Source organism: Desulfothermus sp. (assembly GCF_053993635.1).
This window is the reverse complement of record NZ_JBMYBT010000024.1, coordinates 1-13,510: the sequence shown is the minus strand read 5'-3', so window position 1 is coordinate 13,510 and position 13,510 is coordinate 1. Positions and strand designations below refer to the sequence as shown.

Below are 13,510 nucleotides of genomic sequence, written 5' to 3'. Positions count from 1 at the left end.
CCACAAAAAACTTGAAAGTAAGGATTCTGTGTCCACATTTGCACTACTTTGGCATCACTCAAATTATGCATCTGTTTTAATATTAAAAGTCCAACCATCAATCTAGTAGATTTAGATGGTCGTCCATGATTACTATATTTATTTGCAAATGCTTTATCAAATTCTTCCCATGGAATTTTTTTAGATAGAATTACCAATGGATGTTTAGGATTAATTTGTTCTAATAGATCAGCACATAACAAACTAGGTGTTCTATATTTTGGCGAACGCGTTTGCATATAACTCACCTCTCATTTTTTTATTTTTTTTTAAACAATCTTTTACATATTTTTGGCCTTTTCTGGTAAATTATATTACATTGACTAAAGATTTTCTAATTGGTGAGGGGGTTGTTGAGCCTTAGAAGGTTTTTAGTCAAGGCCAGATTTAGAGATAATTTTTTAAATCTTCAATGTAGCTACAAGTCTAAGCGGGTTTAAAATAAGATCTAAACCGTCTCTTATGTCTGTTACAACTATTTTGCTGTTAAATATTATTTTGGAATATGCGCCTTCTTTCTGGATTACAGCTATGCCAAGGGCAGCGTTTTTAAGCATGAGAGAGTCATTTGCCCCGTTTCCAAAACACACACACTTCTCTTTTCCAAGTTTATCTATAAAAGCCAGTTTTTCTCTGTCCTGGTTATTTTTCCCAATTATGTGGAGGTTAAATCCTGTGTTGGACAATTGTTCTTTTGCATTCCCATGGGTATCTGCTGTTAAAATATGTATATTCAAATTTCTTGAAATCTTAACAAGCCGCTCTATTACTCCTGGCACTATTTTCCCATCCAAGGCAATAGTTCCATTATAATCCAGCACAACATGTTCTAATTCAATGGGTTCTCGTCCTGGTATCTCCAATTTGAGCATGGATTCTTTTCCTGAAGAAATTTAAAAAGTTAGAGCTTTAAGACAGCACCATTCCCATTTAAAGCTAAGTATCTATATATTTTTTAATCTCTGGGTGATTTAGAAGAGATGAGATTAGTATCTTATTTTGTGTTGTTTTTTTTCTGTAATATACCTTTAATACTTGTTTTATAAAGATATATCCTAAGGACTTATTTTTTTGAAATAATTCATTTAATTCATTTCTATCTATTTCAATAATCTCTGTAATACCTTTAAATGTTTTTGCAGTAAACAGTGTTCTATACTCTTTAGGAAGGATACTGGAAAGTCCTATAGTTTCACCTGCCTCACTTACGTAAAATTTAATAAGTCTTTCATTTTGAATTGGCAAAAGATGTTCTACTTTGCCTTTTATTATCATAAAAATGAAATTTGTATTTGATCCATATTCAAAGAGAACAGTTGGAGTGTTATATTTTTTGAATCTACATATATTGTATATTTCCTCCAGATTTTTATCATTTATATCTTTAAGTAAATTTATTTTTTTTAAAACAGAGATGTCCTTCATAAAGGTGTCCTTTTATCCGCTAAAATCCACTATTGAAGATATTAAATCTATATGTTTAATTTCTTTTAAATTGCTTAGATTTTTTATAACATCTTCTGTCCTGCTTTGGGTTATTTTGTGATAAAATTTTATCATTTCAGAGTAAAATTTAAATCCAAAGTCTAAATTCTTTAAAAAAATTTCTTCTAGTTTGTCCACTGGAAAAACAACTACCTCTGATGGCTTAAAACAATATGCAGTATGAAATGTTTTAACACCACATAGGGAAGATATGCCAAAAAAAGTACCAGGTTTTATACTAGATAAAATCAATATAGTTTTTTCATTTACTTCGTATGTTAAAGATATTTCACCACTTACCATTAAATACAAGTTCTTTAAATATGTATCTTGTTCAAATATCTTTTTGTCTTCACTAAAGATATGGATCTGGCCAATAGATGCCAATAGACTTAGCTCGTTTTCACTGAAGATGTTTAAACTTTCAAATCTTTTTAATTCCTCAATGTTTACCATAGACTCTTTCCCAATAAGAAAATCAAAACAAGGAATATACCTGAAATTGCGGCGCCTATACCAACAGGTATTAAATCTTCTTTAATATCATAGTATAAAGTTTCCTTTTTTATTTCCAGCCTTTTCCCAGAAATTCCCTTAAAAAGCCATATATTTACAAATATAAATAGAGCAATATTGGCAACAAAATCTGCAAAAAATCCTGCAACTATCTTAACTAAAGAAATTACAATTTTATCTAATACATAATTTATTGTATTTAAAGTTTTGTCAAAAAACACATACAACAGTTTTGCCCCTTTTCTATAGAACCAATCTGTATCTAAGGAAATTGTATCTGTCCTTTTTAACATTGGTAAAAACAAGAAGAATACTAGAGCAGAGAACATAAGGAGCTGAAGCTGGGTAACCACATGAGGCACTGTATAGGCATTGTAGTCTCCAACTGAATAAGGGAGAATCTTATATAATGGTTTTGGATAGATGCCTAGGAATATACAGATAAATGATAGAAAGGCCATGGCAATCAACATAGATTTATTGGTCTCACCAGGCCTAAGCCCTCTATCCTTTGCAAAGAATACAAAGTATGGAAATTTTATCCCTGCATGCAAGAACACCCCTGCAGATGCTACTTCTAAAGTTAGCCAGGCCCAGATCAAATGGTTATGGACAGATGATTCTATGATCATAGACTTGGTTGTAAAACCACTGGTTAGAGGAAAGGCAGATATGGATAGGGCACCAATACAACCAAATAACAAGGTAAATGGCATGGTCTTATAGAGTCCGCCAAGCTCAGTACACTTGGATTTTCCAGTCATATATAAAACTGCACCAGCAGACATAAATAGGAGTCCTTTATAAACAATATGGGCAAATGCATGGGCTGCAGCACCATTTATTGCCATTGCAGTGCCTATTCCTGCGCCACATATCATAAACCCTACCTGATTTATAATTGAATAGGCAAGTATCCTCCTCATATCATTTTCAAGTAACGCATAAAAGATCCCATATATGGTCATAAGACAGCCCACAAATATTAAGATCTCCCATCCAGGAAAACCCCTGAGTAATGTATAAACAGCAGTTTTTGTAGTGTATGCGCTTAAAACAACACTTCCGGCTGGAGTTGATTCTGGATATGCGTCTGGGAGCCAAGCGCCTAGGGGTGGTGCTGCTGCATTTAATAAAAACCCAATTAAAATTAAATAAGTTGCCAGATTGTGGTCTGTAAATTTAGTAAATATTATTGAACCACCTTGATTTATATATATCACAATCCCAGCCAGCAAACACAGTCCTCCCACAATATGGACAAGCACATATCTATATCCAGCGCTTAAAGCTTTGTTTGTTTCCCTGGCAAGTATTAAAATAACAGATGCAATAGCCATTAGCTCCCAGTAAAAATATAGGGTAATTATATCCCCTGCAAATACAACTCCAAGTGCTCCGCCCATGTAGATTAAGGCTGATAATTGTTGCCTTAAATCTTTTAAATAAAAGCTGTAAATCCCAGTTGCAAACCCGAAAATTGTAAAAATATAACCAAATACCTTTGAAAGCTTATCTACCCTTAATAGGCTTAAATCAAAACCAAAAAATGAGACATTTAAATATGAGCCAGGATCAAGGGTTAAAATATACAAAAACGCTAGTGCAGGAATAAGTATTACAATCCATTTTCTAACATTTGGTAAAAATATTGGAATGAGTATTGCGCCAATAAATAGAATAAATGCAGGTGGTATGTGTATCATATTCCTTATTCCTGATTTTTTATTTCTTGGTTATAATCATCATAATAATTGGGATCTTTTTTTAAAAATATTCCACCCAACTTTGCAATTAAAATCAAGACTACACATGATAAAAATCCCAAAACTGCATAAAATCCGAAAAATCCATCAATTCCAAAATGTCCTTCCCTCTTTATAAATAACTCAGGTATCAAAGTAAGAGCGCAGGATATATATAAAAGTTTCCAAAGTATCTTTATTATTTCTGAGCGCTCCAAAAAATCTTTTTTCATAATGTTGTATCCTTTATTTTAGTCCTATTGAAATTAGTTTATAAAAAATATCCTGGTAGAAAAATAGAATTATAGAAATCAATGCTGTAATTATCATAGGTATGATACAACAAATTGGCGCTTCTTTTATTTCTTCAGAGTCATTTGCATTATAAAAAAATCCTTTAAATACTATTGGAAGAAAATAAACTGCATTTAAAAATGACGATATTAATAGCACTAAAAGTAATAATAAATTGTGTGCATCAATACATCCCAAGACAAGATACCATTTACTGTAAAAACCACCAGTTGGAGGCAGGCCAATAACACTTATTGCTCCAATAAAGAATGTCAAAAATGTAATGGGCATTTTTTTACCCAGTCCATTTAATTGACCTATGTATTTTTTCCCAGTGGCAACATAAATTGCTCCAGCACCAAAAAATAGTGTAATTTTTCCAAATGCATGCATAACAATGTGGATTATACCACCTAACATGCCTCGTGGAGTGAGAAGGGATATCCCCAAAATAATATATGATAATTGACTTATAGTTGAAAATGCAAGCCTTCTTTTTAATTCATCTTGAGACATGGCAATAAGCGATCCAACCAGGATAGTAAATGCAGCAATGTATGCTGAATACACACCTAAGTGTAGGTTTTTGATTAATTCTATTCCATATATGCCAGTAAATATCCTGATGATGCTAAATACACCAACCTTTACAACAGCAACTGCATGTAAAAGCGCACTAACAGGTGTTGGTGCCACCATGGCAGCAGGCAGCCATGAATGTAAGGGCATAATAGCTGCCTTTGCAAAGCCAAATAAGAACATAAAAAAGAGTATTGTCAAAACTAAGTCAGATCCCTTACCCATGAGTATTCCATTTGACTGAAATGCAAGGGTATGCGCATGTATATAGCATATTATCATTGCAGGAAGAACCAGACCAACTGATGTAGTGATTATGTATGTCAAATATTTTCTTCCAGATATTTTTGCATCCTCATCTTGATGGTGGACAACCAATGGATAAGTGGATAGGGAAAGTATTTCATAAAACATATACATTGTAAGAAGGTTTGCAGAGAACGCAACACCTATGGTAGATGACAGAGCAAGGGCAAAAAAACAAAAAAATCTGGTTTGACTATGTTCTTTAAGCCCCCTCATATAACCTATTGAATATAATGATGTGACAATCCATAAAAAAGATGCAACTAATGCAAATGTAAGACCAAGACCATCTACTTTAAAACTAATAGAAACTCCTTGTCCTAACTTCACCAGACAAAAGTAATACTTAGCACCCTTTAATACCCCTGGGACCATTGATACAATGATTGAAAATTTTATAATACCTGCCACAAAAGTCCATGCTTCCCTAAAATTGGGTCGTCTCTCTCCACAAGATATAAGTATAGGAATAACAAAAAGTGATACTAAAACTGCAGCAAGAGGTCTTATAGAATGTATAAGCTCCATCACTAAATTCCTCTTAAAACAAATGGATCAATTATCCTGGATACAATTTCACCAGAGTATAATCCCAAAGCAATCAATATAACGCAGACAAATAAAAGACCAATAACCATATTTACTGGAGCTTCTTGTATTGTGGCTGCGTGAGACCCTTCAGTAGAATGTAGTCCATTTAAATTAAAAAGAGACTTTTCAAATACCCTAAAAAATAAGATTACGCTAAATAAACTACTTAAAATAAGAGATATAGCAAAGAAATATTGTTTTGCAGATATGGCTCCTATAAGGAGATACCACTTGCTGAAAAATCCACAAGTAGGCGGGATTCCAATAATGGACATTCCAGCTATTACAAAACCTGCACTTGTCCATGGCATGGTTGAAAAAATGTCTTTTAGCTCATCTATATCCAGTTCTTTAATCCTCCATGCAAAGTTACCAGCGGCAATAAAAAGACCAAAGGTCATGAATGCATCGTTTATAATGTGTAAAATACTCCCTGTAATGGCTGCCCTGTTTCCAATCCATGCCCCTCCTACCATATAACCAATTTCAGATATTATTATGTAGGTAAGCATTTTCTTTAAGTTTTTTTGACTAAGTGCCATAAGTGCCCCAAAGATAATTGCAAAAGATGCCAAAAACACAACCTTATTGGATAGATGAAGGGTCTTAAATAGATAATCATAGCCAAACACAGTAAACATAAGCCTGATCATTACATATACCATAACCTTGGTCATGAGAGGTGCAATTAGCCTGCTGCTGGTTGTTGGTGCATAGGTATATGCATTTGGGAGCCATATGTGGAGGGGAAATAGGGCCATTTTTATCCACACACCAACCATGCAAAATATAAATGCCACAAAAATAGCCTGGGAATTATGTAGTTTTTGTATAATATTGGCAACATCTGCCATATTAAGGGAACCAGTCATAATATATAAATAACCAACACCTAAAAGATAAAAACTTGCACCAATAACACCTATGAATATGTAATTTAGGCTGGCAATTGGAGCCCTTTTTCTATCACCAAGGGCTATTTGTCCATATGCAGACAGAGATGTAATCTCAAGTAATACATATAGATTAAACAAATCTCCTGTAATAACCACACCCACAAGACCTGTAACAAAAAGAAGATACAGGCTATAGAAGGTGCCTTTTTTCTCAGGTAGAGAGGCGCTTACTTGATTAAAACTGGCAAAGATATTTATCAGTGCTACAGAAGTAACAAGGACCAAAATAGATCCATTTAATGTATCTATTTTGTATTCAATCCCAATTGGTGGGGGCCATCCCCCTAGTTTGTATTGTATTATTCCATGTGAGATAACACTGTACAATGTAATTATAGAAGACACAAAAGAAATTAACAGTGCTACTACAGTTAAGGGGAGACAAAGACGCCTGTCTACCCAGTGGAGACCCATTACAAAAAAAGCACAAACTAAAGGAGTTATGACTATTAATATGGGAACAAATTGATTTATATTCATCTCTCCCTTATCCTCATCCTGATTTCATCTTCTTCCAGCGTGTTGTATTCCTTGTATATCTTTAAGGCAATGGCCAACGCCACACCAAAAGTAGCCACAGATACAACTATTGCAGTGAGCATAAGGACATGAGGTAAGGGATTTATATATTTTGATACATCAATTGCTTCTGGTGGTATTTCGTGGTGATGATGGGGCATGATAATTATAGGTAAGGTACCTCCTTTTTTATATCCAATTGAAATATAAAATAAGATTATTGCTGTCTGAAATATGTTCATTCCAACCAGTTTCTTTATCAGGTTATTTTTGGCTATCATGGCATAGAGTCCAATCATCATAAGAACTATATAAAGCCAGTAATTATATTTACCCACAATTTCTTTTAATAGTGCTTCCATATTTAAAGTCCTTCGTGGTGCTTACCTTCAGATGCTATGTTAATGTAAATGATTATCATAACGGCCATAACTGCAATACCAACACCGATTTCCACCCCAAGCATGCCAAGCGCCCTTGCTTTTATAGGTCCAACAGGGAGTATTTTAGCAAGCTTCCCATAATCTAAAAAATGTCCTTTGAGCAGAAGACATAAACAGCCAATTCCTGCATATATAAATACGCCCAAGGCGCTTAAAACCCCTAAGGTTTTTTCATTTATCTTTGATATCGCTGTCTTTAAATTAAAGGTTATTGCAAGGAGGATTATTGATGCAGCTAAAATTACACCCCCTTGAAACCCCCCACCAGGACTAAAATCGCCATGGGCAATAACATATAGTCCAAATATTTGAATAAAGGGTATCATAACCCTTCCAACTGTCTTTATTATGAGATCATATGGCACTAATTTGCTATCTATTAATTCAAAATCCTTATCCCTAATGTCCACATCATCTCTTTTAAAATGTATTACTATCCCAGTGGGCATGTGCCTATAATATACCCCTTGTTCTTCTGTTTGTTCATTAAATATTCTTAGGAGTAAAAAACAACTAAGACCTGCACAAAATATAACAGTGGTCTCAAACATGGTGTCAAAACCACGGTAGTCACCAAGCACGGATGTCACAATATTTGGAACTCCTGTTTCTTTTACTGAACATTTAATGTAGTGGGGTGACACGTGTAAATTGGCTGGTGCTTTAGGATCTCCCCACTCAGGAAATTCAGATGTGGCAAATATCAATATTGCGCCACAAAGAATAACTATTATCAATGCAAGCTTTTTCAATCCCTAGTCCTCCTTGTGGTCCTAAATATTGCAGCTACAAAAAATACAGTGGAAACCCCTGCCCCAACAGATGCCTCTGTAAATGCCACATCAACGGCCCCCATAATTGCCCATAAAACACACATCATAAAACTATATGCCCCAAGTAAAATTGCTGTGCCAAGCAAATCCTTAATTGTTATTGCCCCAACTGCACACACAATAATTAGGGCCAGAATAATGAGGTCTAAGATCCACATACCGTTATTTCTCCAGATTTTTTTTGGTCCATGGTCTAAGTCCTGCCCTGATTCCAGCATCAACAATGGCATGAGTGGCTGTAGGACTGGATAAGGAAACAAAAAACACAATTAACAACATCTTTATAGACACAATTAAATTTTCCCAGGTAAAATGCTCAAGGTTGTAGATAAAAAAACCAATTATAAAAGACATAATCCCCATGGTATCTAATTTACCCGCAGGGTGGAGGCGGGTATAAAAATCAGGCATCCTGATTATTCCAACAGTGCCACCTGTAAAAAATATAAGCCCAATAATAAAAAATAAAATTACTATTCCATTTAGGATGATATGCATATTAAAACTCCAATTTATTTTTAAAATTCAGATTCTTCATACAGTCCACGTCTTTTATGGAAATATCTGGCAGCTGCCAGTACTGCAATGAAATTTAACAATGCATATGCAAGGGCAATATCAATAAACATATCAACTCGCTGGTATATAAATCCAATTAAAAATAAAAATACAACAGTTTTAGAACCTATTGCATTTACCCCCACTAATCTATCAAGTACAGTTGGACCTGAAATAGCCCTGTATAGGGAAAATACCATTAAAATGCAGATATAAATACCTATGTATGTAAATAAATCCACCATAAGACTATTCTCCAAATATTTTTGCAACCCTTTGTTCCATCTCACCTGGCAAATCTTCAGCACATGCTTTATCAATTGCATGGACCCTGAATTTTCCATCAGGATTTGCAGTAATGGTTATTGTGCCAGGGGTTAAAGTTATTGAGTTTGCCATGGTAACTATAGAGAAATCTTTTTTTAACCTTGTATTAAACACTATAATATGGGGATCTATTTTATCCATTATGTCTTTTGAAAATACTATCTTTAATACATGAATGTTGGCTTTAATAATTTGTATAATTATCCATGGGAGATATTCCAAAAATCTAAAAAAAGTAGGAAGATAATCTGATGATGGGTTGATAAATAAAAGGTGTGATGAGAGTAAGCTCACTATTATAACAGAGATAAACCCAAGAAAGAGGAGCAGAGGCTCAAATTTTCCAGATAAGGTTATCCATAAAATTGCCATAAAAAAGAAGGTCAGGCAAAAGGATATGACTTTTTTCTTGGCCATAAACTACTTTCCTTTTGGAAGGGTTATAAAAAATTCTGATCCTTCTCCAAATTTTGACTGAAAACCAATATCTCCTCCAAGCTTTGCCATAATTTCTTTACATAGAGCAAGCCCAAGACCTGTGCCTTCTCCTGCAGGTTTTGTAGTAAAGAAAAATTCAAATATCTTATTTTGGTCGTCTTCAGGTATACCACCTCCATTGTCCTTGATTATTACTTTTAAAAAATTTTCATCTTCTTTAGTTATTATGGTGATCTTTCCCCCTGGTTTTCCTTTTTTTCTAATGGCGTAAATTGCATTGGTGAGAAGATTTATTAGGACCTGTTGCAAAAGTCCACTTTCTGAACTAATTTTATTAGTTCTATGCCTATATCTTCTTTCTATTTCTATTAAAGGTGATTTTAATTCACGTCTTATTAATCTTAAGGTGCTTTCTATTAACTCAATTAAATTTACGCTTTGGTGCTGATCCTGTTTAGTCCTTACAAAGGTCAGGATTTCATTGGTAATATCGCTACTCCTCTGGGTTTGGTTCTCAATTTCTTCAAAAACCTTTTCTAATTCCTCTCCATCTGAACCCAATTTTTCCAGATTGTCATTAACTAAAACCTTACCCCAACCAGAGGCCTGGTTTATAATGGCCAAGAGATTTTTTACTTCATGGACTATTCCTGCAGCCAGCTGCCCAATCTCTGCCATCCTCTCAAGTCTTAATAGACTTTCCTGGAACAGACTAAAATTAAAATGACTTTTTGGTGTTCCAATCCATAATACAGCATCCTTTTCATCTTCCAAATAGTAACTCTTTAGCATAAAATTAAAGGAATATACATATCTCTTACCAGTAGAAGAGATAAAAGTCAGTTCTTTCTTCCCCTCCTTTTCTTTTAACACCAAATCCTTTTGCAATATATAATCTTTGAGGTTTTTTCCTATTATATATTCTGATGGAAGTTCAAGTATCTCTTCTAATTTAAAGCCTACAAGAATAAAATTTAGGTCTATATCTGTTAAGAATATACATTCATTACTAAACTGAAGTACATCTTTTAAAATATTATCTTTTATTATTTTCATTTATTTTGAATTAAAGTGTATTTATAAATACTATTACTATTCTTCAATACCATAAATCTTTTTTAACTTTTTTAGGGCCTTTTTTATACCTCTAGCCCCCAACCCCGATCTATATATATCCTCAACTTCTTCTTTAAACTTTTCAGTTTGCAACTTCATTTTATATTCATATGCATCTTTAATAGTTTCTACTAATTCATCGTAGTCTATGGGCTTTAAAAGATATTTATATGCATCATGTTTTCCGCTTTCTAAAGCACTTTCTATGGAACCGTGACCTGTTAGTACTATGCACTGTAAAAAAGGCTGAATTTCTTTAAGTCGCTTTTGTGTCTCTACACCATCTATACCTGGCATCTTTAGATCCACTACAGCTACATCAAAATTTTCATTAGATGCAGCCTGAACAGCCTCTTCCCCAGAAAATGTAGCCTTTACTGTAAACCCTTCTCTTAATAACCTCTTTGCTAAATATTCAACAAGGGTCTGTTCATCGTCAATCAAAAGTACCTTTATATCTTGTCTATCTTCCATCACATCTCTCCTTTTACAAGGTTAATAAAAGAATAAACAAAAATAAAAAAAAATGTCAATAAAAAAATAAAAAAAGAGGCACGCAGCCTCTTTTTTTATTTAGCCAGCAAATTTCTCTTTAGTAGTTCTTCAGCGATTTGCACTGCATTTAATGCTGCACCTTTTCTTATGTTATCTGCCACTATCCATATATTAATTCCATTTTCTACAGTGTCGTCATCCCTTATTCTCCCAACAAAAACATCGTCTTCACCAGCAGCAAATATTGGCATTGGGTATATTTTTTCCTTTGGATTGTCTAATACCTTAACTCCAGGGGCCTGAGACAAAAGTGCCCTTACCTCTTTTGCAGTTATCTTTTTCTCTGTCTCTATATTCACAGATTCGCTGTGGCCATAGAAGACTGGGACCCTGACTGTTGTTGCTGTTACTTTGATACTATCATCCCCCATGATCTTCTTGGTCTCATTTACCATTTTCATCTCTTCTTTTGTGTAGTCATTATCTAAAAATACATCTATATGGGGTAGACAATTAAAGGCAATTTGGTAGGGATAAACTTTACATTCTACTTCCTGCATATTAAAAAGTGCCCTCACTTGCTTTTCCATCTCATCAATTGCCTTTTGACCTGTACCAGAAACTGCCTGATATGTTGAAACCACTATTCTTTTTATTTTTGCTACATCGTGGATGGGTTTTAAGGGAACTACCATCTGGATAGTAGAACAATTTGGATTTGCAATGATATTTTTGTGTTTTTCTAAATCATCTGGATTTACTTCTGGCACCACCAAAGGGACCTCAGGATCCATCCTCCATGCAGAAGAATTATCCACTACAACACATCCTTTTTCAGCTGCAATAGGGGCAAATTCTTTGGACACTGAACCACCTGCTGAAAACAGGGCAAGATCTAAATCATCAAAAGAGCTTGGGGTGAGTTCTTCAACAACGATTTCTTTACCCTTAAATTCTAACTTTTTTCCTGCTGATCTAGAAGAGGCAAGGGCCTTAATTTTTGTTAAAGGGAAATTTCTTTGTTCCAAAACTTTTAGCATTTCTCTGCCTACTGCGCCTGTTGCGCCAACTACGCCAACTGCTAATTCTTTTGACATATTTAAGTCCCTCCATTTATAATTTTTTGGATATTGTTATCCTTGACCTGAAACAACTCCAGCAATCTTAAATATTGGTAAATACAATGAAATGACTAAACCACCAACTACCACCCCTAAAAATACTATCATTAGAGGTTCTATTAAAGAAGTCAAGGCAGATACAGCATTATCTACCTCATCGTCATAAAAATCTGCAATCTTTTCTAACATTGTATCCAGGGCACCTGTTGTCTCACCAATGGATATCATATGGATAACCATTGGTGGAAACACGCCAGTGTCTTCTAGAGGTTCTGATATTGTCTGTCCTTCTGCAATACTTTTTTTTGCATCCAATACTCCAAGTTCAATTGTCTTATTGCCCGATGTCTTGGCAACAATATCTAAAGCCTGAAGTATAGGCACACCACTGGATATCATTGTGCTAAAGGTTCTACTAAATCTAGCCACTGCTACCTTTCTCAAAAGGGGACCAAAAACTGGTAAAAATAAAATTGTCCTATCAATAAAAATTTTAAATGGTTCAACCTTTCTATACAAGAGTCTAAAGACAACAATGGATAAAATTATGCCCAGAAAAAGATATCCAATGTTTTCCTTAAACCAGTTACTTATATTTATCACTATCTGGGTAGGGAGGGGAAGTGCACTCCCAAAATCTGCAAACATCTTGGCAAAGGTGGGTATAACAAATAACATTATAATGGTGATTACACCTACAGCAACAGTTACTACTACAGCTGGATAGATCATTGCACCTTTTACCTTGGACTTTAAACTTGCTGCCTTTTCAATGTATCCTGCAAGCCTGTCCAAAACCACATCCAATACTCCTCCCACTTCTCCTGCATCCACCATATTTACATACAGATCGTCAAATACATCTCTATGTTTGCTCATTGCCTCAAACAATGAGCTTCCACCCTCCACGTCATTTCTTATTTCATAGAGTTTTCTTTTTAGTTTTTTGTTCTCAGTTTGCTCTGCCATAACATTTAATGATTGTAGAATGGGCACACCTGAATTGATCATTGTGGAAAATTGCCTTGAAAATACCACCATGTCCCTGGGACTTACCTTTCCTTCTAAAAAGGTGCCTTCAAACAAGTCCTTTGGCTTGGGTTTTACCTTGATATTAGTATATCCCTTCCTCTGTAAGGCATTTTGGGC

Annotated in this window: 18 protein-coding genes; all 18 read right to left on the bottom strand. The window is 34.5% G+C overall.

From position 1 onward, the window contains the following. A partial coding sequence (locus ACY2V1_RS01655; RefSeq protein ID WP_461833054.1) for a transposase occupies nt 1–278 on the bottom strand: 278 nt, incomplete at its 3' end. A 162-nt stretch (nt 279–440) separates the two neighbouring features. Beyond that, the gene (locus ACY2V1_RS01650) at nt 441–911 is read right to left on the bottom strand and encodes an HAD family hydrolase (RefSeq protein WP_461833053.1); all 471 of its coding nucleotides are present in this window, start codon (nt 909–911) and stop codon (nt 441–443) included. A gap of 64 nt (nt 912–975) precedes the next feature. Continuing rightward, the gene (locus tag ACY2V1_RS01645) at nt 976–1,464 is read right to left on the bottom strand and encodes a cyclic nucleotide-binding domain-containing protein (protein ID WP_461833052.1); all 489 of its coding nucleotides are present in this window, start codon (nt 1,462–1,464) and stop codon (nt 976–978) included. A gap of 12 nt (nt 1,465–1,476) precedes the next feature. Beyond that, on the bottom strand, nt 1,477–1,980 hold the full coding sequence (locus ACY2V1_RS01640; protein WP_461833051.1) for a Crp/Fnr family transcriptional regulator: 504 nt from the start codon (nt 1,978–1,980) through the stop codon (nt 1,477–1,479). Then, nucleotides 1,974–3,746 (bottom strand): Na(+)/H(+) antiporter subunit D, encoded by a 1,773-nt coding sequence (locus tag ACY2V1_RS01635; RefSeq protein WP_461833050.1) that lies wholly within the window; start codon nt 3,744–3,746, stop codon nt 1,974–1,976. The genes ACY2V1_RS01640 and ACY2V1_RS01635 overlap by 7 nt, the downstream gene beginning before the upstream one ends. Nucleotides 3,747–3,751: 5 nt before the next feature. Continuing rightward, nucleotides 3,752–4,018, bottom strand: a complete 267-nt coding sequence (locus tag ACY2V1_RS01630) for a hypothetical protein (protein ID WP_461833049.1) — start codon at nt 4,016–4,018, stop codon at nt 3,752–3,754. A 13-nt stretch (nt 4,019–4,031) separates the two neighbouring features. Further along, on the bottom strand, nt 4,032–5,492 hold the full coding sequence (locus ACY2V1_RS01625) for a monovalent cation/H+ antiporter subunit D family protein (protein WP_461833048.1): 1,461 nt from the start codon (nt 5,490–5,492) through the stop codon (nt 4,032–4,034). 2 nt (nt 5,493–5,494) lie between these two features. Continuing rightward, complete coding sequence (locus ACY2V1_RS01620) at nt 5,495–6,991, bottom strand: complex I subunit 5 family protein (protein WP_461833047.1); 1,497 nt, start codon at nt 6,989–6,991, stop codon at nt 5,495–5,497. Then, entirely contained in the window at nt 6,988–7,392 is a 405-nt protein-coding gene (locus ACY2V1_RS01615; RefSeq protein ID WP_461833046.1) for a cation:proton antiporter subunit C, read from the bottom strand. The genes ACY2V1_RS01620 and ACY2V1_RS01615 overlap by 4 nt, the downstream gene beginning before the upstream one ends. Before the next feature lie 2 nt (nt 7,393–7,394). Beyond that, nucleotides 7,395–8,225, bottom strand: a complete 831-nt coding sequence (locus ACY2V1_RS01610; RefSeq protein WP_461833045.1) for a Na(+)/H(+) antiporter subunit B — start codon at nt 8,223–8,225, stop codon at nt 7,395–7,397. Further along, nucleotides 8,222–8,464: a Na(+)/H(+) antiporter subunit B gene (locus ACY2V1_RS01605; RefSeq protein WP_461833044.1), complete on the bottom strand. Its 243-nt coding sequence runs from the start codon at nt 8,462–8,464 to the stop codon at nt 8,222–8,224. Before ACY2V1_RS01605 ends, ACY2V1_RS01610 begins: the two co-directional genes overlap by 4 nt. A 4-nt stretch (nt 8,465–8,468) precedes the next feature. Further along, a complete protein-coding gene (gene mnhG / locus ACY2V1_RS01600) occupies nt 8,469–8,804 on the bottom strand; it encodes a monovalent cation/H(+) antiporter subunit G (protein ID WP_461833043.1) in 336 nt (111 codons plus the stop codon). 20 nt (nt 8,805–8,824) lie between these two features. After that, complete coding sequence (locus tag ACY2V1_RS01595; protein ID WP_461833042.1) at nt 8,825–9,109, bottom strand: MrpF/PhaF family protein; 285 nt, start codon at nt 9,107–9,109, stop codon at nt 8,825–8,827. A 4-nt stretch (nt 9,110–9,113) separates the two neighbouring features. Continuing rightward, nucleotides 9,114–9,608 carry a Na+/H+ antiporter subunit E gene (locus ACY2V1_RS01590; protein ID WP_461833041.1) on the bottom strand — a complete coding sequence of 165 codons (495 nt, stop codon included), beginning with the start codon at nt 9,606–9,608 and terminating at the stop codon, nt 9,114–9,116. Nucleotides 9,609–9,611: 3 nt separating this feature from the next. Then, nucleotides 9,612–10,685: a sensor histidine kinase gene (locus ACY2V1_RS01585; protein WP_461833040.1), complete on the bottom strand. Its 1,074-nt coding sequence runs from the start codon at nt 10,683–10,685 to the stop codon at nt 9,612–9,614. A gap of 36 nt (nt 10,686–10,721) precedes the next feature. Then, nucleotides 10,722–11,219 (bottom strand): response regulator, encoded by a 498-nt coding sequence (locus ACY2V1_RS01580; RefSeq protein ID WP_461833039.1) that lies wholly within the window; start codon nt 11,217–11,219, stop codon nt 10,722–10,724. A gap of 95 nt (nt 11,220–11,314) precedes the next feature. Further along, nucleotides 11,315–12,337 carry an aspartate-semialdehyde dehydrogenase gene (locus tag ACY2V1_RS01575; protein ID WP_461833038.1) on the bottom strand — a complete coding sequence of 341 codons (1,023 nt, stop codon included), beginning with the start codon at nt 12,335–12,337 and terminating at the stop codon, nt 11,315–11,317. 36 nt (nt 12,338–12,373) lie between these two features. Next, nucleotides 12,374–13,510 (bottom strand): type II secretion system F family protein (locus tag ACY2V1_RS01570; RefSeq protein ID WP_461833037.1); only part of this gene is annotated, 1,137 nt, incomplete at its 5' end.